This is a genomic window from Ferroacidibacillus organovorans, assembly GCF_001516615.1.
Taxonomy (GTDB): domain Bacteria; phylum Bacillota; class Bacilli; order Alicyclobacillales; family SLC66; genus Ferroacidibacillus; species Ferroacidibacillus ferrooxidans_B.
Genome location: NZ_LPVJ01000054.1, coordinates 1 through 22,562 on the forward strand (window position 1 = coordinate 1; position 22,562 = coordinate 22,562).

16 protein-coding genes are annotated in these 22,562 nt (G+C 45.3%); 1 reads left to right on the plus strand and 15 read right to left on the minus strand.

What is annotated here, in order from left to right:
- Positions 1-291 precede the first annotated feature (291 nt).
- From ATW55_RS11740 to ATW55_RS11805, 14 genes are all read right to left on the minus strand, one after another.
- A complete protein-coding gene (locus ATW55_RS11740) occupies positions 292-870 on the minus strand; it encodes a hypothetical protein (RefSeq protein WP_153005143.1) in 579 nt (192 codons plus the stop codon).
- Between the two features lie 502 nt (positions 871-1,372).
- Positions 1,373-2,485, minus strand: a complete 1,113-nt coding sequence (locus tag ATW55_RS11745; protein ID WP_160327237.1) for a glycosyltransferase — start codon at positions 2,483-2,485, stop codon at positions 1,373-1,375.
- Between the two features lie 241 nt (positions 2,486-2,726).
- Positions 2,727-4,838, minus strand: coding sequence for a hypothetical protein (locus tag ATW55_RS11750; protein WP_153005145.1), 2,112 nt, complete (start codon positions 4,836-4,838; stop codon positions 2,727-2,729).
- Between the two features lie 278 nt (positions 4,839-5,116).
- A complete protein-coding gene (locus ATW55_RS11755; RefSeq protein WP_082685805.1) occupies positions 5,117-6,076 on the minus strand; it encodes an NAD-dependent epimerase/dehydratase family protein in 960 nt (319 codons plus the stop codon).
- Positions 6,073-7,041: a GDP-mannose 4,6-dehydratase gene (gmd, locus tag ATW55_RS11760; protein ID WP_067717764.1), complete on the minus strand. Its 969-nt coding sequence runs from the start codon at positions 7,039-7,041 to the stop codon at positions 6,073-6,075. Before gmd ends, ATW55_RS11755 begins: the two co-directional genes overlap by 4 nt.
- 99 nt (positions 7,042-7,140) lie before the next feature.
- A complete protein-coding gene (locus tag ATW55_RS11765) occupies positions 7,141-10,854 on the minus strand; it encodes a glycosyltransferase (RefSeq protein ID WP_067717767.1) in 3,714 nt (1,237 codons plus the stop codon).
- Between the two features lie 5 nt (positions 10,855-10,859).
- On the minus strand, positions 10,860-12,332 hold the full coding sequence (locus tag ATW55_RS11770) for a class I SAM-dependent methyltransferase (protein ID WP_067717771.1): 1,473 nt from the start codon (positions 12,330-12,332) through the stop codon (positions 10,860-10,862).
- 86 nt (positions 12,333-12,418) lie between these two features.
- Positions 12,419-13,699, minus strand: a complete 1,281-nt coding sequence (locus ATW55_RS11775) for an ABC transporter ATP-binding protein (protein ID WP_067717775.1) — start codon at positions 13,697-13,699, stop codon at positions 12,419-12,421.
- Between the two features lie 8 nt (positions 13,700-13,707).
- Positions 13,708-14,349 (minus strand): ABC transporter permease, encoded by a 642-nt coding sequence (locus ATW55_RS11780; RefSeq protein WP_235587108.1) that lies wholly within the window; start codon positions 14,347-14,349, stop codon positions 13,708-13,710.
- A gap of 194 nt (positions 14,350-14,543) precedes the next feature.
- On the minus strand, positions 14,544-15,698 hold the full coding sequence (locus ATW55_RS11785; RefSeq protein ID WP_082685806.1) for a glycosyltransferase family 4 protein: 1,155 nt from the start codon (positions 15,696-15,698) through the stop codon (positions 14,544-14,546).
- A 21-nt stretch (positions 15,699-15,719) separates the two neighbouring features.
- On the minus strand, positions 15,720-16,871 hold the full coding sequence (locus ATW55_RS11790) for a glycosyltransferase (RefSeq protein ID WP_067717782.1): 1,152 nt from the start codon (positions 16,869-16,871) through the stop codon (positions 15,720-15,722).
- 59 nt (positions 16,872-16,930) lie between these two features.
- Positions 16,931-17,962, minus strand: coding sequence for a glycosyltransferase (locus tag ATW55_RS11795; protein WP_067717785.1), 1,032 nt, complete (start codon positions 17,960-17,962; stop codon positions 16,931-16,933).
- Positions 17,952-19,406, minus strand: a complete 1,455-nt coding sequence (locus ATW55_RS11800) for an undecaprenyl-phosphate glucose phosphotransferase (RefSeq protein ID WP_067717788.1) — start codon at positions 19,404-19,406, stop codon at positions 17,952-17,954. Before ATW55_RS11800 ends, ATW55_RS11795 begins: the two co-directional genes overlap by 11 nt.
- A gap of 15 nt (positions 19,407-19,421) precedes the next feature.
- Positions 19,422-21,737 (minus strand): O-antigen ligase family protein, encoded by a 2,316-nt coding sequence (locus ATW55_RS11805; RefSeq protein WP_067717792.1) that lies wholly within the window; start codon positions 21,735-21,737, stop codon positions 19,422-19,424.
- Positions 21,738-21,930: 193 nt separating this feature from the next.
- Here ATW55_RS11805 and ATW55_RS11810 point away from each other — a divergent pair, with 193 nt between their 5' ends.
- Positions 21,931-22,215: a nucleotidyltransferase family protein gene (locus ATW55_RS11810; RefSeq protein ID WP_235587109.1), complete on the plus strand. Its 285-nt coding sequence runs from the start codon at positions 21,931-21,933 to the stop codon at positions 22,213-22,215.
- Positions 22,216-22,293: 78 nt separating this feature from the next.
- On the opposite strand, the gene ATW55_RS16355 is transcribed toward ATW55_RS11810, so the two are convergent.
- On the minus strand, positions 22,294-22,431 hold the full coding sequence (locus ATW55_RS16355) for a hypothetical protein (protein WP_160327238.1): 138 nt from the start codon (positions 22,429-22,431) through the stop codon (positions 22,294-22,296).
- Positions 22,432-22,562 lie beyond the last annotated feature (131 nt).

The following is a 22,562-nucleotide window of genomic DNA, read 5'->3' on the forward strand; positions in this document are numbered from 1 at the left end:
TTCTGCGTTTTTTAACGGACTTACCTTCCCGGTAGGACTCCACGATATGCATGTACCTGTAGGTACGACCGTCCGCACGTTTTGTGGATACAATTTGAGCAAACACAGGCATCACCGTCGCATAGATTATTGCCTACAACGATAGCGAAAAAGTGTAAATAAGTCAAAGTATATGTTATACACATGTTGATAACTTTTTGACCTACAAATACGAAGCTAAAAACGGAGAAAAACAAGCAAAAATCGCGCCGTTACGCGGTTTTCTACCTGTGGATAAGTCTAATTTCCAGCTCAAACTGTCAAACATGAGCTGCAAATTCCACTTCCTGCAAAGACAATCCATCTTCGCGATACAAAATCCACCGCAAAATAAGATCCGATCAAGCAAGTAGCCCTCTGGGAAAGGGGCTTTTTGTGTTGTAGGGCAAAATAGGACCTACAAACCCGCGCTGTGACTAGGGTACTGTCAAAAATGAGCTGGATATGCATAGTGGCTTTCGTTGTTGCGGCGAACTTGCGGTAGTAGTTGCAGTACTGGGTGTACTTCAAGGAGATTTCCTGACTCAGCCTACATGACTCGCAGTATTCACTCCACAGCAAGCTGAGTGTGACGCCACTTCTGGCCAACTCCCGATGAATATGTTCGCAATCTGGAATTTTGCGCGTGGTGGTTTGTGCTCTTTCGGGGAACAGCAGGTACTGAAGGTCCGCTTCCGTTACGTTGTCCGCAAGCGGCCATGCCAATTCCAGCATGGTCGCACGGTTCAGCACCTCGGATACGGTGTTTCGCGAGCATTGACAACTAGACGCAATGCTACGCTGGCTCAATCCCATTTCCTTGAGCCGTAAAATCTCTCGATACTTGGCCATTCGGATGACCCCCCACTATTTATTTGTGTGCTGCATATGCAGCACACATCCATCCATTTTAGTGGATAGCAGTGGTTGGCTCACCGAGTAACAGAGTGGCTCTATTCGATTAACGAGGTGGCTCTAAACTATTAACCTAGTGGTCCTACGGCACTGAAATATTCACAAATACCGCGATTACATAAAAGGGAAGATCGATCGTCCAGAAATTGTCCGCGCTAAGTGTCCAATGAGAAAGAAAGATATTGCCGTGCAAAATTGAATGCGCTTGAAGAATATAGGAAGCGGTATCATAATTAACTGTATATTCCCAAGATAATCTTAGGTAGATGAAAAATAAGCATAAAAAAAAATACGACCAATATCAACAATCCAGCATATCTATTTTTTAAAAAATTCATTATCATAAAACCCCTCTTTTTTAATCTCTTATTTGGACGCTCGAGAATGAACTTTTATGATTCCAAGTCCAAAAGTTATTCATTTGCCAGCTCGGCAGTCTTTATATAGATTCTCTACTACTTCTATCATCAAAAGAGCGAATCATTGATGATTTTTTGTTATTGTTCCATGTCCACAAGTTATTCAATAAAAAATTCCAAACAGATGCAACAATAATTCCTGCCACATTAGCAAATAAATAATTCAAATGGAAAACCCTGAACAACATATCAAGAACACCAATATCAAAAATGATTCCCCCAACAGACACGAGAAAATATTTTGTTGCCCTTAAATGCCAACGACTAATATGCACATCTCGCCAGGTGATCTTATCATTTAGTAAAAAATTCGAAAAGAGCGCAACAAGAGCTGATAAAAACCCAGAAATCAATATTGGTATTCCAATCCGAACAAATAACATATAAGCAGCCAAGTTTACTACCACTCCAGATAACCCCACTGCCAAAAATGAGTATAACCTCAGATCTATTGGACTATCTTTCATGAGAATGAACAGATGTTTCATATAATTCCATTGTTCCCGAAGCGACATTTTCGATTCTCCTGCAGACCTCGCATGAAAATCATATGGAACTTCAACGACTTTGTCGGACTTCCCTCGCGCTAGAACCTCGATAAGTATTTTCCAACCAATTGGTCTTAATTCTACAGTATCAATAACTTCTCTTCTAAACATAAAAAATCCACTAGTTGGGTCTTTAATCGGTCGAATTCGATGTAATAGAATCCTAGACAAATAACGTGCTACACCAGAAATAATTTTACGATTAAGAGATAACCCACCATCACTTCCACCTGGAATGAATCGACTTGCAATCACAACTTCAGCACCGTGATCAACCTGCTCCAACATGGCGGGGAGCATGCTGGCAGGATGCTGTAAATCTGCATCCATAACGGCAATTACATCCCCCAATGCCAATTGGAATCCTCTAACTACAGCAGTTCCCAATCCTCGTTCGTTAACCCTGTGCTCATATCTAATACAATTGTCTTGAGATGCAAGTTGTTCAAGTTCAATCGGTGTATCGTCTGAGCTGTCGTCTATGAAAATAAGTTCATAATCGATACCCTCCATTGACTCACGCACTACATTTGAAACTCTTCCTACATTTTCCATCTCATTAAATGTTGGAACGATAATACTCAATAGCAAAACTGCCATCTCCCTAGATACAAGTAATATAATACTAAAGTAGCACAACAAAACTATCCAGCATAGACACATATCACATTATAATATTTTTCTAAATTAATAGAGCGACCAGCTTTGTTCGTATAATATTTATAAAAAATAAAATAATCATCCCTTTTAATTTTTATGTTTGATTTGTGTGTTTTCAATAACAAATTCTAGCCATCAAATAACTTCCTCTTTGCAATACACATATTCATTTAGCGTTAAATACAATCAAAAGTTGTTGAAGTGTATTATTCAACGTTCCCCAATTTCGTTTTACCTCTGAAGAGTTATAAACTTGAGGATAAGGGTAGTAAACTTTTACTGATTTATGTTGATAACTACGAATAATTTGTTCTGCGTATTTGGCAGTTGTATTCAATCCAACTGCAAATTGATTATTACCCCAAGCACCAACCCATCCACCTAATCCTGTCCAGTTAAAATTTGCTTCATTTTTTGAATAACCTTGGTATGAAGGAGAGAGAAAACCAAGTTTCTCAAGTGCCAATGGATATAAATTTGATGTGTTCCACTTATTGTTGACTAGGTATCTTGTTGATGCATTATAAAGATCGCTAAATTGTTGAATAACCATCCTACTATTAAACGAAAAAGGAACTATCCATTCACAGGCACCATCCACTTGCTTAATCGGTTGTCCTAGAATATCGGTAATACCATTGTAAATTGTCGGCGATATCTTCTCCCCTACACTAATTGGCATGAAAAGCAATCGACTTACATGTGCATAAGGAAGGTATGCACGCAGGCTATTTCTGACCTGCGATACAGTTACTGACGAACCGTTAGTCGCAAATAAGCTGATATTCAATAAATTCATCGGATTTTCATTAGTTGATGTAAAAGCATAAACATTTGCAGTAGAAAATGGGTACCCACTATCCGCAATGGTTTCCATATTTATGGGGAAGTCGCTCGAAACAACTCCTACAACTTGGCTTTTTAACGACCGATATAATGAACCTCCTGAAGAAAGAGCACTTGTAAGCGTAGGGTTTACATTCGTTGTCCAATAAGGCATTCTAGGCCACCATGTTAATCCCGTCAAACATAGAAAAAACACCATGATAAATGATGTCGAGCGTGTTTTTTGTCTCTTCGAAATTACATCCTCTGCCCCAATCAATAAAATGAGTACTATGCCAATCTCGGAGTACATCATCAATCTTCCTGGAAGAATATCTTTAAGTATAGGTAGCCCTTGAAAAATAATCCATGGCAACATGATCTTCGACGTGTTTCCAAGTATATGAAGATATGGTCCGAACGAGAAAATAGCGATAATCAATACTAATGTAAACACGACTTTTGTCACTGAACGACTCCACGTTCTCTGGACAGACCATACAAAAAGAATTATTGCAGGGATTCCAATATATCCATCGTTTTCTGAGTAATTCCCCGAAAAAAATTGTGTAACAAATGTAGTAGTATGCGAGTGAATTAAATATACAGGAGAGGGTATAATCAGGCTTAATAAGTCCGTCACGTAAATATTCGGAGACTGAACTGATAATCCTAAAGGCGGGCGATATGGTCCAAACAAATATTCTACGATTCCCGGTATCGCTAGTCCTAGTAACACAGAAATCCCGTAGATAACGCTTTGTCGAGGAATTTTTTTCATATATCCATTAAATTTATTGCGTGTAATTAAAATACTTACTATCAATAAAAGCGCTGATACCATCAAAAACGTTACAAATATCTCTAACGATGTGTAAAACTCTATTGCTAGTAGAACACCTATAACTACTCCATTCAATTTCGGCCTTATAGTTCCTTTTGTTACGATATGAACTACCATGTACAAAACGACCCAGAGCGGCGACGTCAGCACAAGATTTAGGTGTCCCATATCTTGCGCCATATAATATGGCAAAATAGCAATAAGAACTGCTCCTGCAACAGCTAGGAAACGTGATATTCCCAGATCTCTAAATATTAACTCAGAAAAAACAGAAGTTGCAATGAAATTTAATAAAAATAACAAGTTATATACTAGCACCAAATTTGTAACGAGCGCTATTGGACCAAAAATAGCAGACTCTGCAATAAGAGATGTGTTTGCCATTAAATTAATTCCGTTCGGATAATTCATCGAAGTTGAAACAAAAGGATTTCGCCCTTGTAACAAAGAATTCCAGAAGTGCCCTAAATACCACATAAATTGCTGGGCATCGCCAGGTTGTCCAATATATGTAGTTAATGGGTGTAGAGTTACGTCCCCCATAAAAATCAATGCAATTAATATATATAAAAATATGCTTAAACTTTTTTTATTAAGAATGGTTTTCACAATAAACCAACCTACTTTCATCATCTATTATATATTATACAATCATTCTTTAAGAAAATCGAATCGCGTTAAACCAATATCAAACGTTTGGATTTCTTTTATTGTATAGTAAAAATGATTGTTCATTTTAATCTCTACTAATTTTTTCACCTGTAAACGAAAAAGGTGATTTGATCCTGGGAATCCATAACACTACACAAAGATAATTTTATTTTTTATATCACAGAGAATTTAATCTCTGCCAATAAGACGTTCTATGGTTTACTTTCTATTGCTCATTAAAAACTCAACCATAGATCCCTCAGTGTCTCCTTTAACGTATAGTGAGGTGTCCATTCTCCTAAACTTCTCAAGTACGTATCATCACCTACAATTTTGTCAGGCTCCCCTCTAACAAGAGTATCACTTTGAATATATTTAATCGCTTGTTCCAATCTCGTTTCTTGCGCAAGAATCTCTGCCATCTCACGTACAGATATTCCGATTCCCGAACACACATTGACAACCGACCCTGTAGCCGCAGACTCCATAATGAGGATATACGCTCGAACCACGTCGCGCACATCCATAAAATCACGAATTGCATCCATGCGACCTACAGAAATCCGCAACTCACCATTACCCTGATTCACAATCTCTTTCTTGATACGTGCAGCCAGATCGGGACATAAGAAACCAGCCTGTTGTCCCGGCCCTGTGTGATTAAAAGGTCGAGCAATCTTTAAGTTCAGCCCTTTGGAAAGAAGCGTCCATAAATGCGCCTCTGCACTGGCCTTGCTTGCACCGTACAGAGATGTCGGTCTTGGAGTATCCGTTTCTTTAAATCGGAAATCATCTCCAGAAAGACTCCCATAAACGGAAGCGGAACTCACAAAAAGAAATGCGCATTCATCTCCACATTCCCTTTGCACGACCTCAGCCCATCGATAGGCTCCCAACACATTAGCATGATAATACGACTCAGCCGAAACCCCATGTGTTACTGCAATGCCTGCAAGATGATAAACCTCATCAGGTTGATATCTAACTACAATTTCTCGAAATCCATCGGTTTCCGACAAATCCGCATGTTCATGGATAAGATCCTCACGCACCGAAAAGGATCTGCCCTGATTTAAGTGTGGTCCAGAAACTGCAACCACTTGATTTCCCTTTTCTACCAATGCATCAACCAAATGGCGACCAACAAAGCCATTTGCGCCAGTTACGATCGATACAATCTTTTTTTGATTCATCATGCCCCATGTCGCTTCAAATCGGCTTCAATCATCATACGTGACAGTTCTTCAACGTTGGTCTTTGCCTTCCAACCTAAGATGTCTCGCGCTTTTGAGGCGTCACCAATGAGCAAATCAACCTCTGCTGGACGTTCAAAAGCAGAAGAAGTGTCAACATAAGAATTCCAGTCCTTTATCCCCGCAGCGCGGAAGGACATCTCTACAAAATCTTGCACCGCATAAGTATCACCTGTTGCAATGACAAAATCATCAGGCTTGTCCTGTTGCAGCATAAGCCACATCGCTTCGACATACTCTTTGGCATAACCCCAGTCACGCTTTGCATCAAGATTGCCAAGTGTAATTTTGTCCGCTTTACCTGTTCTAATTTTCGCGACACCATCCGTAATTTTCCGCGTCACAAATTCAATTCCTCTAAGCGGCGATTCATGATTAAAGAGAATCCCAGAGCACGCAAACATATTGTAGGACTCACGATAGTTTGTGGTCATCCAATGACCATAAAGCTTTGCCACTCCATAGGGACTGCGTGGATAAAATGGTGTATTCTCCGTTTGCGGGATCGTCTGAACTTTGCCAAACATCTCACTTGTGCTTGCCTGGTAAAAACGGGCAGAGGGACACGCATTACGGATCGCTTCAAGTAAGTGTGTAACTCCCATTCCGGTTACTTGCCCTGTCATGATAGGCTGATCAAACGATACTTTCACAAAACTCTGCGCTGCCAAATTGTAAATCTCATGAGGCTGATATAACTTTAACACGCGAATCATTCCAGAGAGATCTTCGAGATCCATGCAAACCAGTTCAACCTTTGATTCAATTCCCAGATAGCTTATTCTCCATGTATCGATCCCGCTCGTGCGACGATACGTACCAATAACGCGGTATCCCTTACCAAGAAGCAATTTTGCAAGGTATGCACCATCTTGTCCAGTAATTCCAGTAATCAACGCTGTTTTCATAAGTATCCCCTTAATTTAAAGCTCTAAAAAATAATCGCCCAATCATTTTAAGCATACTGCTTTGTAAACGAAATACTTAGAAACCCAATAAGTATAACGCTATTCAAGTAAGATATCCAACATATTTTTTGCGGCTTCCTTCCATGTCAACCAATGCATATCGTCTGATTTTGGTTGCATATCCTGATCATACAACTTTATCCAGTCCTTAATCGCAGAAGCAAGATCAATAGGATCTTTACCATGAAAGTAAAATGCGTGCTCCCCCGCCACTTCACGGAAGACTGGGATATCTCTCGCAATTATCGGCAGCTTGTGTTGCGCAGCTTCAATAAGCGGAAGTCCAAATCCCTCCCCCTCACTTGCTGCTATAAGACAATTAGAAGAAGCATAGATTTTTTCAAGATATTCATCGCTAATTCCCTCAAGCCATAAAAGTCTTCTATTAAGTTCGGGGTGCTTACGTATCTTTTCAATTAACGTCTCAACCATCCAACCTTGTTTTCCTACGATAATTAGATTCACATCCATATCTTCAGTCCAGAGCCGTTCAAACGCCAAAACAGTCTGCATATATCCTTTTCTCGGCTCAACGGTTCCTACCATCAGAAAACTTACCCGTCTAGAAATATCAGTTAGATGTTGATCAGCATTATCCGGCACTCCCTTAGAGGGGATAGAGTTTTCAACATCCGCTCCTAGATGAGACCATGTTATTTTGTAGGGCCGTAAACGATCAGTTCCATTAGCATGCAACCATGTTTTTAATTCATCAGCCACAGCTGATGAAATGCATATTGCGCCATCAAATTGCGAGATAGTTTTTAACCAAGTCTCATGCGCAACATCAGCACCACGCGGAAATGCATGCTGCATAAGAATAGGAAGCAAATCATAAACCACAAAATAAGTTCGGACACCATTATGATGAATATGTTTAAGAAATTTTTCTTGAGCTGAAACAACATATTGTTGCAAATCAAGACCAATAAATACATCACCAACATGAAATTCAATTAATTCATCAGAGATGATATCAGATGAACAGCCAAGAAAATTTAAAGTAAAATGACGCGCATAACGGTAGCCAGGATGTTCTGTAGTTGCATAAACCGGTTCGATACGGTAGTTCATAGGAGGATCAAAAATTAATTCTTTTAAAATCCCTCTCACAACACGTTCGATCCCCGTCTTTAAGTCATTAATAACAAGAGCAGAGATATCTACCAAAATTTGACGGTTAGATGCACTATACGAATGATTCTGAGAGATGGCATTCGCTAACACAAAATAATCATTGTCATCAGGATCATAGTCTCTTAAATTAGAACTCGCTTTAATTATACCTTGAATCCCGACCGCTGCTTTTAGTTGTGAATTTTCAATAGTCTCAGAGTATTGTCTTGCAATGACTCTTGGTAAATGTCGCATATAAATGATCTCTTGTACTCGTTTACCCATCTCCCTACGTTGTTCACTATTCAACCAAAGTGTTTCTAACGCATCTTGAAGTTGAACGTTTTCGAATTCATCCGATAATTTATATAATGGTCCATCAGGTAAATCTGCCATGCTTCCATTCGCATTGATAATTGTGGGAATACCATGAGCCATACAATCAAGAACTGTTCCTGATGTCTCTCCACGTGAAAGAGTGCGTAGTTGAACAGCAATATCAGAGGCTGCTAGGTAGTTTTGGAAGGTTTTAGTATCTACCCAACCTGTGATGTGAATTCGAGTATTTAACCCACTTTCTCGAATGTTTTTTATAAGCTCTTCCCCATATCCACCTCCGTGGTTTTCGCCAACGAAAATAAGTATGCATTTTTCATCATCAGCCAAACGTGAATTTAGCCATGATTGAAGTAGTCGATGGTTAAGTTTAGTTGGATCTAATAAACCAAAACTGCTAATAACAAAATCATCCTCGTTCAGTGATAACTTTCTTCTCGCCTTAGTACGCTCAACACCATGCTTCGGTGCTCGCAGATGAGGAATAACCACCCAATTATCAAGATCAAGTTGATAATACCATTTTTGTGCTAGGCGTCGAGAAAAATCCGAATGAACAATAATACTCTGCGCACGTTGTATAACACTAAGATTACATGGGTATTTCATAATAATCTGATTTAAATCAGATGATGACGCATGCTCTTGAATAGCTTTATATCCGTGTGAATAATAAAGCTCTTTCAACCACCTTGGATCACTGAGATAGTTTTCTCCAAAATGTTTGTAGATGCCCGAGAGGAAAAAATCATGCAGCACTACGACTCCTGGTATTTCATTTAACAATGAAAGCATATACTGATGAAATGGCGAATTTCCAAAATGATAAAGTACTCGATCATATTTTTTTGCATGAGTTAGAAACCAGTCAGAATTTCGGATCGGACAGTTCGCTATAATCCAAGGATCAGAAACAGTCTCTTGGTCAACAATAACTTCAATTTCATAATATCGAGCAAGTTCAGGCAGGAGTTCTGCACTGTAATCGCTGATTCCCGATCGCACAGGCGGAAGAGGAGAAATGTATGCTAGTTTCGGACGACGCGAAAAACGTTTCAGAGCAAACTCTTTATTACAGTTCTTTTCACTTATTGATTCCATAGCTTGTATCGCACGTTTTGCACTCAAGTCCCAAGAGAATTTTTCTGCCTGTTTTACACTATGTCGTTGCAGCTCAATAAGAAATTCTTCATCTGTTAAAACTTGTTCCAGTTTATCTGTTATTGATCGATCATCCTTCGGATCAAACAGAGCATCTTTTCTGTCAATGATCTCTGGTACGCTAGATGTATTCGATCCAATAACTGCCGCTCCACATGACATCGCCTCAAGCACAGGCAATCCAAAACCTTCATGCCATGACGGAAAAACGAATGCCTTACATAAATTATATAAGTTAATTAGATCCTCATCAGGCACATAACCAGTCAGTACCAATTCTTTCGATCCCATTCCGAATTTTTTAGCAACTGACACCAATCGCTCTCGATCTACAGGTTGAATAGTACATACGATCACCAATTGGTGTTCTCTACGTAAGTATTTGGGTAATTGAGCGTATGCGCGAATCAAACCCTCTATGTTTTTGCGAGGCTCAATCGCCGCGCCTGTATACATCACAAAGGAATGCGATATTCCATACTGATTTAGAAGACGTTCCCTATCTGATGGCTCTAACGTTAGACGTTTAAATTCAGTATCTACCGCAGCTGAAATATTCACAGTTGAATCAGAGGCTATTCCCAAATATTGGATCGCCTCTTGACGTGAAGATTCGGAGATAGATAACAAAAGGTCCGCGCGTCGAAGATGACCAATTTTTTGTTCATACCAAAGCTCATATTCAGGACTTTTAAGATAAAGTTCTCGATAAATTAGAGGAATTAAATCATACAGAATGACCGCAGTTGGAATTGAATTGTTAAAAGAACCAATGCTAGTAACCGCATCATCGCCTAGCCCTTCGAATAAGCTTGTTATAAGAATAATATCTGGCTTTAAGCTAGCAAAAAAGGATTCTCTTAACAATTCAGCAGTTCTGCGACGCCACGAAGAATCGGATGCCAAATAATATACTGGTCCAACAGCCTGCCATACTCTAATATTTTCTTGCGAAAGCAACCTATCGAATGTTGAACGAATGAACTCTATCGTGTCAGGAAACAATCCATTCAGAGCAAGAATAACTTCATGATCTCCCTTATTTTCGACAAGAGCCTTGATAAGAGATAATGTCAATCTTCCAATCCCACGGTGACGACTAGCGCTTTGCGCCCCTTGCATATCAATTACAATCCTCATGATTTTTACTCCTTATTTTTTTCGATTGAGGCTTTAAGATCTTTATAGATCTTTCTTGCACTGGAATTAAGATTTTCTATTGAATGATTTGATTGATGAACAGTTCCAACTCCACTGTAATATCGCTGATCGTCCCCTACTCTTTTTAAACGTTCTTTTAAACTAGGAAAGCGTGTCAGAAAACGCAGTGCAAGAGCCTTTAGTTTATAATTACTTTGGATTTTACGCTTTAACGCTATCAAAGTAATACGCAAAATACGTCTCGGACGGCTAGAAGGAGCAAATGTTATCCACGCAATGCTGCCTCGCACAAACCATCTTGCTGCTTTACCTGCTAACCGTAAAGGATACGTGGTTTTCCATGAATGACTGTTTACGACCATAGAATAATGGTGCCAAGCATTTTGGACATCAGCTTCCATTTGTTTCATACGATTCTCTAACTCTTTCGATCTCACTTCAAAATACGATGCGCGTGATTCGGCTTCAAGTGTTCTCGTTTCAGCACGTTCGATTTTTAATAATGCTTCACTCGCTTGTGCTTCGAACTTCTCTGCTCGTAAAAACGCTTCTTTCGCACTTGTTTCAGCCCGTTCCATTCGTAATTCCGCATCAATCAATTTATTTTCGATACGTTCAGCGTTAATCTGGGCTTTAATTACCCAATCAACAGCCTCACGTGTGAAAGAACTAGCTTCCTGAGTTTTTGTTTCTATATGTGCAAGACGTTGTTCAAATTTCTCAGTTAAAGATTCCAAGGTGATCCCGTATTCTTGACTAAAATATCCATCAAATCGATTTAAAACTTCGTACGAAGCTTTTTTTTGCGCTATCATTGAATAGTCCGGGCTAACACCATCGATCACATCAAGTAACGCTACAGAAGATTTTTCATGAATCTCTTTCGATTCCTGCAAACGAAGGATTTTCACTCTAGAAAAACCAAAATACTCCGCAAGAAAAACCAGCAACTGTTGCGGTATAGGACGTTGATGCGTCGGGTCAAGATAAAAATTGGCTGTGGCAACCTTGATATTCTCTGGATTGGGTGTTTCAAGAATGAGTAACCCACCTGGTTTTAAAACGCGAACTGCCTCACAAACCAGATCACTTAATACATCAAATGGTAGATGTTCAGCAATATGAAATCCAGAAACAATGAGCTGACTTTCATCAGAAAGTTCTCTTAATGCGGTTAGCGCATCTTTCTCAAATACAGTCAATCCACGCTCTACACAGGCTTCTAACATCCCGCGATCCAAATCAACGCCAACTGCCTGAAAGCCATTTTTCTTCAATAATTCAAGCCATTCTCCGCGGCCACACCCCAGATCCATCACTTGGCGCTCACTATAAACATCAAGTAATGGAAGAATCCATGGAATATACACTTGTAACCTCGACGTAATGAGTTCACGTGAGCCTCGATGTTTATCTTCAAACGCTCGATATAAGCGAACCTCATTTTTATTATGCATTCTTACCCTCAATTCTCATCCTATCGTTTTTCTTCAATATCGGCTTAATAACTAAGACTTAAAAATTGTGCTCACCCCACATGCAGTCAAGAATCAATCGATAGCGCCCATTCATGTGGCACCCTACACAATCCAACATCGTTAATATCAGAGTAAACCTGGATCTGAGTGGCTCTTCTCCAATAATCATGCGCTTGTGTATCTGCGGCACTGCATGCGACATCAATCCAATAGGAACCGGGCAACAAACAGAAATCTGTGGAATGAAATGTAATTGATCCGCTACCTTGAACTAAGGATATCGTATCATATCGATCCAATCGCGTGTTTGTCCCATAACATTGCACATCGTCTGCCGTGAAAATTCCTATACCAAAGTCAACATCACTCACCGCCTGCTTGACGCTGAATCGAATGGTTATATCCAGCGGTTCGCCGCATTGCACTAGACCCTGCCCAGCACTTGATGTAACGACGACTTCATCAATCGACACGTCCCCCGTACCCCAACGATGTCCAGCATCAGTTGCTTCACTAGAGACCCTATCGTTTATCGAACGTATCTCTTCAGATATCTCGCTAGTATCCGAACGCTCAAAGGACATCGCATTTGATCCTTCGTTGGACGCTTTGAATACAGTGGCTAAATACGATTGGATGCAGTTAATTGGTTTGCCTTCCATTTTAACACGCGAATCATGCATCCATACGACTCGATCGCAAAATCGCTCAACTGCTGCAGTATCGTGAGTGACGATAATGATCGTTGTGTCTCTCGCCCTAAGCGTTCTTAATCGATTCATGCACTTCGCCTGAAATGCGGCGTCACCTACAGCCAGAATTTCATCAATCAGGATGATTTCTGGGTCGACAGCAACCGCAACTGAAAATGCGAGTCGCATATACATCCCCGAAGAATAGCTCCGAACAGGTTCGTCAATAAAATCCCCGAGTTCTGAGAAATCGATGATCTCATCAAATTTATCCCGAATTTCTTTTCGCGACAAACCTAAAAGCGCACCGTTCATAAATACATTTTCTCTGCCTGAAAAATCCGGATGAAACCCAGCGCCCAATTCCAGAAGACTTGAAACACGTCCGCGTACATCCACAGAACCAGAGTCAGGATACAAAATTTTGCTCATGAGTTTGAGGAGTGTACTCTTCCCAGATCCATTAACGCCGATTAAACCCAAAGATTCGCCTCTCGTGACTTCTAAACTGACATCACGCAAAGCCACAAAATCCCGATACTTTGCACGCCCCGCATAAAGCACACGCTCTTTGAGCGTACTGTTTCTCTCCGTATGAACGCGAAAACTTTTGGATACATTTTGGACTCGAATCACTTTTTCGGTATTAACCATAATCCAATTTATACCTCCTCAGCAAAACGGCGATTCAGTCGCGTAAAGAGCCACCAACCAAAAATTAACACAACAACCGATATTCCATATCCATAAAGAAACAGCTTCCAGTGCGGACTTTCATTGTAATACAGTGTTGATTGAAAGGATAAGACAACGTCAGACATTGGATTTAATTTAAACAACTGAGCAATACCTGGAGATAATATTTTAAGAGAATAGATGACAGGTGTGAGATAAAACCATAACATCAAAAAGATTCCAAGCATATGTTCAATATCTCGCAAGTATACGGTGAGCGAAGATAACAGCAAAGCTAACCCTACAGTAAAAATCGTCTCCATCAATAAAATGAGAGGGACATATAGCCAATTCATAGTTGGGTAATATCCGTTGATGAATAAAAAAGGCACCAAAATGGCGAGGGATAACAAATAGTTGATGACACTGCCTCCCACAACAGAAAGCGGGAGAATCTCTCTTGGAAAATAAATCTTCTTTACAAGTGACCCTTGCCTCACGATCACGCTTGCAGAAGATTGAATTCCCGTGGCGAACAAATTCCATGCCAAAAGTCCAATAAACATAAAAAGAGCATAGTGAGGCATCGTAACCTTCATAATCCTCGAAAAGATAAACGTGTAAACCATTAACGTAAGAAGTGGATTGATAAATGTCCAAAGAAATCCTAAAAAAAGAACCGCGATAACGCGTACGCAACTCAGATAAGATCATGCTCCATAACATTTCCCTATACTTCCATAATTCAACCAAGCGAGCGTACACAAAAGCACATCCTTGTTTTATCATTCAAAGCGTTTCGCAAAATTAAATCTGAAATGGATTACCGCGCATTATGATTTGTTACTACTCTTTGCAGCAAACCAAGTGTATTTTTTGCAACAGCATCCCAAGACATCATTTCTGCCCTTATCTTCGCACGAAAAGCGAGTTCGGAATTACGTCCATCCCTATACAAGTGAGCAATTTGCAATGCAATATCTTCTATCTGGTATGGATTCGCATAGAGTCCACAATCTCCAACCACTTCTGGAAGAGAACTCGAATTCGAAACGAGCACAGGTGTACCATACCTCATCGCTTCAAGCGGGGGCAAGCCAAACCCTTCATAGAGCGACATATAGATAAATCCAACTGCATTGCGATAGAGAACACCCAAAATTGCGTCAGATACATATCCCAAATAGCGAACAGACTCGTCCAAATCGTGCTGGATCTTCTCAGATGTTCCTCCCCAACCACTTGCCCCTACAACCACAAGCAAAGGCTCTGAGCCGTCTTCAAACCGTTGTTCATTCAGGAATCGTTTAAATGCCTGAATAACACGCGTTAGGTTTTTCCGTGGTTCAAGCGTACCCACGGTAAGGAGATAGGGTTTTTGATTCAATCCCAGAGATTCAATCGCACGTTTGTCCGACACATCTTGTGAGGATTGGTCCAATCGTTCAGATACGCCCAGAGGAATCACATCGATTTTGTCGGATTCCAGATGCAGATAAGATACAAGATCCTGTTTGGTATGCTCTGAATCCGCAATAACATGATCGCATTTTCTCACATACCACTCCATGCCGTATCGGTTATGCAGATAGGTTACACGCTTCATTGTCTTCGGAAAAACTCGATAGACCATGTCATGCACTGTCAAAACAGAAGGGACTCCAAACGGAAAAACAGGCATTGCATAGTTCGGCCCCCAATAAACATCGACGTGATCCTTGCGAAGTTGGATCGGCAAGATCGTGTGCATCCACACCTCAGGCGGTTCAAAAAGAAAGACACGCTTGCAAATGCGAACATTCGATCGAGCAAGTTGAGGAGGGATCTCAAAATGACGAGCGCTATAGAGAAAGAGTTCATGGGGGATTTCACTTTTACCCCATTGGTTCAAGATTTCCCAAAGGTAATATCCGATACCCGTTTTTTCCTTCGATAACGGACGACAATCAATGCCAATACGCAAAGCAGTAACCCCCATACCACCTGCATAACCCGCAGTTCATTCGACCCGCATGTTGATCGCATCACGTATCTCGGCATGAAACATCTCTGGTGAAAATCGAGTGGAATGATTTCGAATAAATTCCACATCATATGTCGATTGCTCCAATTCAATTAATGCGTCCACCAAAGCATCGACCGATTGCTCTTGAAAGAGGATGCCCGTTTTCCCGTGAATAACGGTGTCCTCTGCCCCACCCTTTGCGTAGGCCACGACTGGTTTTCCATAGCGTTGAACTTCCACGACGGTCAGTCCGAAGTCTTCTTCTCCAGGAAAGATAAATCCGAAACAATGCTTGTAGAGCGCCTTTGCATCCTCATCAGAGAACGCAGTGATAAAGTGAATCCACGGGCTTGCCTCTGCTTGCAGACGTTCCAGTTCTGGCCCATTCCCTGCAACAACGAGATGCCGCTGCATGCGTTCACACGCTTTGATCGCGAGATCCACGCGCTTGTACGGAACAAGTCGTCCCAGTGACAAATAATAAGGTTCCCCTTGAAGATCTGGGAGTAGCGATTTGATTGAGCCAATTGGTTCAGTGGGAATCAAACCTACAGGCGGATAAATCACGATTGAACTTCTCCCATAATACTTCTTGATGCGCTCGGAAACAGCGCGACTGCACGCAATATAGTGATCGACCTTTTGCGAATGATGATAATCCCAGAATCTCATGAAAGCCATGAGTATCGTCATCGCCACTTTCGCAATCGGCGAGCGCAGGCTCTCGTAATACTCTTGAAAACCACTCCAGGCATAGCGCATCGGTGTATAACAGTAACTAATGTGTAAAGCTCCTCGCTTTGCGCGGACACCGTTGGCGCAAGCGTGACTGCTCGTGATGATCAGATCGTACTCTTTCATATCCAAAAGCGAATAGGCGAGTGGCATTAGAAAAAGATAGGCTTGATACCTTTTTACAGAAAACGGAAGATGCTGAAGAAACGTCGTGCGAATGTCGCGTGCCGCGAGTTCCTCAGGCAACTGTGAGCGATCTAGCACAGACACATAGATTGTTGCGTCAGGAAAGATTCTTGCAAGTTCAAGCAACACCTTTTCAGATCCACGAAAATTGACCAGCCATTCGTGGACAATCGCAACCTTCACCGCGTTGACTGCACCTCCCAAATACGTTCCACGTTTAATCACCTACATCACATCGCAGGCACCTTCTACCTACGAAAACTCGTTCTCAGCGCTCCGTGTCCTCACCCTCCCTCCCCGCGGCGCGCGTTTCTGAGCATGCGGCGTTTTTCCTGGCGATGCGTCCGCTGCGACCACAGGAGCGAGGCGATCTGCCACGCCACGTTCGGGCGCGTCACAAGCAGGCGCAAAAAGCGCGCAAACTCGACGAATTGGGCGACCCAAAACCCGAACGAGCGCGGCGAAACGTATACCCACACCATAGAAAGCTGATTCGCAAACGAGTGTGACTGCGCACGTGCGCTCGGGCGCTTCCCCGCAATCCAGCCACGCGCGTGTTTGGCCACCGCCTTTGGCGCATACAAAAACGAAAATCCGTTGAGCGAACCGCGCCAGCAGAGATCGACGTCCTCCTTGTAGAGAAAAAACGTCTCGTCAAGCACATACCCCGCCGCGTGATGCATCGCGTTTAAAAAGGACGCCGTGTAGAGCGCGGCGGCGCCGCACACGCCAAACACAACGTGTGCTGCGTCATACTGCCCAGCGTCCCGTCGCTCTGAGCCGCGATCGCGCACGTGATAGAAAGCCTCCATGACAAGCCCCGTGCTGTCAATCGTCACGCCATTCTCCCGCAACAGTTTCCCTGTAACCCCGCCGGTACGCTCCCCTTTTCTGTCGTGCAGCGCCGCAAGGCAGTGTTCGAGATACGTCGCGCGCAACAGCACGTCTGGGTTTAGCGTCAGCACGTGGGTCATTTGCGCGTCAAGCGCGCGCGTAAACCCGAGGTTGTGCGCCACCGCATAGCCGAGATTGTGCGGCAGGATATGCACGACAATGCGCGGGTGCCTGACTACATACGCTTCTGCGATCGCGACACTCGCGTCGGTCGACGCGTTGTCAAGGATCAGCACACACGCAGGCGCGACCGTTTGCGCGAGCACCGCGTCAAGACACGCGGCGAGTCCGTCCGCACTCTCGTGCGTGACGATCTGCACCTGCACACGGGGGAGATGAACCTTTCCCCCTCCCACGTGGGGTTCGTCCGGCGCGAAGCGTTGCACCGCACCCGCCGCGTCGCGTTTCGCCTCAATACGCATTGCGATTTCTAAACCCGTGCACCACGGTGCGCAGGACGATCAGCATGTCCATCTGAAACGACCAGTTCTCGATGTAGCGCAGGTCATACTCAATGCGCTCCTCAATGCTTGTGTCGCCGCGCAGCCCGTGGATCTGCGCCCAGCCGGTGATGCCTGGGCGAATGCGGTGCTTGACCATGTAGCGCGGAATGTCCTCCTGGAACTGCTCTACGTAGTTCGGACGCTCGGGGCGCGGGCCAATCACGCTCATGTCGCCGCGCAGGACGTTAAAGAACTGCGGCAACTCGTCAAGGCTCATCCGCCGCATGAAGCGCCCTACCTTCGTGCGGCGTGGATCGTCTGCCACCGTCCAGCCGTCCTGATCCGCATCGTGCAACACCATCGTGCGAAACTTGTACATCGTAAACGGTCTGCGGTTTTTCCCGAGCCGCGTTTGCCTGTAAATGATCGGGCCGGGCGACGAGAGACGCACAAGCACGGCGAGCAGCGCAAAAAACGGGCTCAGCACGATGAGCACAAGCAGCGAGAAAACGAGGTCAAAGCCGCGTTTGAGCGCGAGGTTGACCACCTCGTCAAGCGGCGTATAGCGCGTATCGACGATCGGCAACCCCGCGAACTCTTCAAAGCGCGGGCGGCTTGGCAGCACGTCGACAAAATCCGGGATAAGCAGCGTGTGTACACCATAGTACTCGGCGATCTGCACCGCGTCGCGCAACACGCCCATCGCGTAGTACGGCACGGTGAGCACGATGTGATCGACGATGTGCCGCTGGAGAATCGCGCTTAGCTCCGCCGAACTGCCGAGACACGTAATGTTCTGCCGCTCAAAAAACGCGCGCTGCGCGAGATCCTCAAACATACCATCGTCCACCGTCGCCGCCATCTCGCGATCGACCCGCCCGTCATCCGCGATCACGCCGCCGAGGATCTCGTAGCCAAACTCCGGATGCCGCCGAACGTGCGCCAGGAAACGCTCAGTGGCGCGCGTCGCCCCGATGATGAGGATATACTTGCGGTTGAAGCCGCGTGCGCGAAACGACTGCAGGATGCGGCGGGTCGCCAGGCGCGTCCCGATCGTAAAGAGGTAGGTGAGGGTCACAAAAAAAACGATGACCGCCCGCGAATACGGTTCCTTGCTCAAATACAGCACACTCATCGCCGTCAGCGCCATCATGGCAACGCTCACCAGCAACTGCGCAGCCACGCGGCGCATCGCGCGGTTTCTCGTGACACCGTACAGGCCCGTGAGTGCCGCGACCGCGAGAAACGCAGGAAGCGCCACGTAGAGGATCTTCAGGTAATCGCTCAGCGGAAGCGCGCCGTACCTCGGAAGGAGCGTTGTCTCAAAGCGTACGGCCCACGCCAGGAGAAAGGCGATCACGACGGCGATCGCATCATTCATCATATACAGCCTGCCAATCCATGCCTGATGCCTGCGCAGCATGATCTGCCCTCCTCCTTAGCGGTCCGCGTTTATAAATTGATACTCCTGAAGCGCGCCCGGTTCTTTTTTCATCTCTTGCATCGTCACGTTTCGCAGAACACTCTGCTTCAAGCCTGCCTCGTCAATCGCCATCGCGGTCAGGTACAGATTGACCGCAGGCTGGTCGCGGTTGGCGGTCAAAAATGGATTGAGCGTGCTCTCCGACGCTTTGTACTGGCCCAGTAGCGCCAGTGCCAGCCCCTCGTACACCTGCACCGTCGCGTTCTCGGCGAGCGGGATCTCCGCTGGGAAGAGTGCCGGATCGCTCACCTTCGCCTCTGCGTTTATCGTCCGAAAGAGTTGCGTGACCCCTTGCAGGCCTTGCTTTGCGCCCGCCGGGTCGGTCTTTAGCGCGCGCGCCGACACGAACAGCTTGATCGCCATCGCGTTCTCGTACGCCGCCTGATTGAAACGTCCGACGCCAATCGCCGCGTGCGACCAGTTCAGCGCATCCGTATAATCGCCCATCTGATACGCCAGCACGGCGCATTGTGTGAGCATGCTCGGGTCCCACGCACCCGTCGCAGCGGCTACGCGCAGCGCGGCGAGCGCCTGTCCGCCGTATGCCTGCCCCTGCCCGTACTGCAGCATCTGGTAGTCAAACTTGGCAAGCGTAAACTCGGCGTTGTCATCGTACGGTGTGAGCGCAGTGCTCGTCTGCACCTCCGCCAGGTTCGCCTTGCTCACGTAGCCAGGCGTTGTCATCATGCCAAACGCCACCTGCGAACCTGACATCATCCCGCCAAAGACAAAAAACACGAGCAGTGCGACGGTGATTGCATACGACTGCATGCGTCGCTGTCTGGCCATCCGCTGCGCGCGCAAAGGGGCAAGCGGCGTTTGCGCGATCTTCGCTCCCTCTTGCGCGAGACGCGCCGTTCCGGCGAGGCCAAGCATCATCCAAAAGAGCACCTCGTAGTACGCGTATGAAAAGTCGAAATCGAGAAATGCGTGTGTGAGCAGGATCAGCGCCGCGATGAGAAAACCAAGCGCGCTCATCTTCTCGCGCAGGTTCTCCGCCGCGCGCAGCACGCGGATCGTTTGCGCGATGCCAAGGCTTATCGAGACCCCAAACAGGAGAAGTTGCACGACACCGCCGTCGAGCAGTTGATCAAACAGGACACTGTGCACCTGTTTCGACCAGTAGGGCAGCGTCTGATACGCCTGGAAGTGGCTCATCCACGCGTTGCCGCCCGCGCCAAAAAGCGGAGCTGCGAGCCACATGGCAAGTGCGTTCTTATAATAGTAGAAGCGCTCTTGCAAACTGACGCTGTGAAACGAGATCGCGTGCAGGCGCTGCAGGATCGAGGCGCTGCCGTGGCCGCTCAGGTGGTGGCGCAGGAGGTACCCGCCGAGCAGAAGCAGCGCGACAAGGCCGATCCCTACACCGCGCGACGCGCGCACGTCCATCCGCTCAAACACCCACGGGCGAAGAAAGCGCTCGGCGAGAAACGAACCGACAAGCAGCAGGGCGAGCGCGATCACGACGTCTTTGGCGTGACCGCTTTGCAGCGCTTTGACCGTGACGTAGCCACTCGCGAGTCCGAGCAGCGTGAGCGCTACGTCATACCACACGACGCGCTTGCGCTTGAACAGCGCGGCGCGCGAGATAAAGAGCGCGAGGAGCACGAACGGCGTGTACACCCACACGACGCGCGAATACGTGCCGACAACCGCCGCGAGGCCTGTCGTAAAAGCGAGCGTGCCGACAAAATTCCAGACGGTGCAGCGCGCGCCGCGGTATCCCGCCGTCAGCCCGAGCGCCGCGATCGCAAGCGCGACGGCCCCATACGTGTTGTGGTACTGAAAGACAGATGCGAGCAGGTGGCTCCCGTACACCGCGTTGTTGGCGCTCCACCAAGAGACCGCCGCACCCATGCCAAACACGTAGAGGATGGGGTTTAGCAGGAGCAAAAGCAGCACAAGAACGTTTCGCACCGCATAGCCATAGCGCTGCGCCACAACGAACACCGCCGCACCCGCCGCCGCCGTCAGCGTCACTTGTAGCGACAGCACGACGGACGTCGCCCAGAGGTTCGTGAGCATCGCATATGCCCCATACATCAGCACCCACAGCGCAGGGCGCGTCGGGTGCAGATCCAGATCGTCGCGAAACAGCGCGACGATTGCACCAAGCAGGAGCAGCGTGACCACGATCGTTGCAGATGGCGTAAAAAAGAGTCCGGCATACCAAGGTGTAACCACAAGAAAAAGTGCTAGGATTGTTAAGGTAGTAAGTGTGCGAAACCCGAGTGGCCCATCCGGCACGTCGAGCGCTTGACGAAACTTCATGCAGTGCCTCCTAGCAGTCTGTCGAAACTTGTAAAATCCCGTTAGGAGTATTGTAGGGTGCAATCGCGGGAATGACAAGGATGCGGAAGAAGAATCCATGTGGCTGACATCCAGGGGTATAACGAATACAGAGGCGGAGATGTAACTCAGGATGTCAGTCACTTCAAAAGTTGCAAACACAAGGGGTGTGAGAATGATGAACCAGAAAATACTCGACAAACGATATCGGATTTATGACATTGCAAAAAAATACGAAGCAAAAAATATTCGCATATTCGGATCTCAGCTACGAGGATCTGAACGACAAAATAGTGACATTGACTTGATTGTCGAATTCGGAGAACCCAACTTGCTTGATCGTATCCGTATGAAACACGACTTGGAAGAAGAATTGGGTATGTCAGTCGATCTACTGACAGACGATTCACTTCATCCTCTTCTAAGAGATGAAATTCTGAGTGAGGCCAAGCCACTATGAAGAACGACAAACTGTACTTGCATGACATTGTCGTCTCCATCGTCAAAAAAACGGACAGCTGATCCCATGTTTGAAGTTTTATTTGTGTTTTTTTCCACCGAAACCTTTATTAATCACCTTTTGCGGAATAACCTCATTTGGAAATTTACCCAGCGGTATATGAACGGGCAATGGCTTTTCTGCACTCTTTGGTTGCGACACGTTTTGACGCGACATGATCTACACCCTTTCTTCTACCCTATAGAGTACCACTACAGAAAATAATGTTGCAATCAGAAATAGCAGCGCCCAGTTAACACGTCTGCCTTTCTTCTCGATCACCTTCTTCGCTTAAAGGCGGACAATTT

Coding starts and splice junctions, on each gene's coding strand:
- ATW55_RS11740 (WP_153005143.1), bottom strand. CDS start 870: ATGGCCAAGTATCGAGAGATTTTACGGCTCAAGGAAATGGGATTGAGC.
- ATW55_RS11755 (WP_082685805.1), bottom strand. CDS start 6,076: ATGATGAATCAAAAAAAGATTGTATCGATCGTAACTGGCGCAAATGGC.
- gmd (WP_067717764.1), bottom strand. CDS start 7,041: ATGAAAACAGCGTTGATTACTGGAATTACTGGACAAGATGGTGCATAC.
- ATW55_RS11765 (WP_067717767.1), bottom strand. CDS start 10,854: ATGAGGATTGTAATTGATATGCAAGGGGCGCAAAGCGCTAGTCGTCAC.
- ATW55_RS11770 (WP_067717771.1), bottom strand. CDS start 12,332: ATGCATAATAAAAATGAGGTTCGCTTATATCGAGCGTTTGAAGATAAA.
- ATW55_RS11775 (WP_067717775.1), bottom strand. CDS start 13,699: ATGGTTAATACCGAAAAAGTGATTCGAGTCCAAAATGTATCCAAAAGT.
- ATW55_RS11780 (WP_235587108.1), bottom strand. CDS start 14,349: ATGGTTTACACGTTTATCTTTTCGAGGATTATGAAGGTTACGATGCCT.
- ATW55_RS11785 (WP_082685806.1), bottom strand. CDS start 15,698: ATGGGGGTTACTGCTTTGCGTATTGGCATTGATTGTCGTCCGTTATCG.
- ATW55_RS11795 (WP_067717785.1), bottom strand. CDS start 17,962: ATGCGTATTGAGGCGAAACGCGACGCGGCGGGTGCGGTGCAACGCTTC.
- ATW55_RS11800 (WP_067717788.1), bottom strand. CDS start 19,406: ATGCTGCGCAGGCATCAGGCATGGATTGGCAGGCTGTATATGATGAAT.
- ATW55_RS11805 (WP_067717792.1), bottom strand. CDS start 21,737: ATGAAGTTTCGTCAAGCGCTCGACGTGCCGGATGGGCCACTCGGGTTT.
- ATW55_RS11810 (WP_235587109.1), top strand. CDS start 21,931: ATGATGAACCAGAAAATACTCGACAAACGATATCGGATTTATGACATT.
- ATW55_RS16355 (WP_160327238.1), bottom strand. CDS start 22,431: ATGTCGCGTCAAAACGTGTCGCAACCAAAGAGTGCAGAAAAGCCATTG.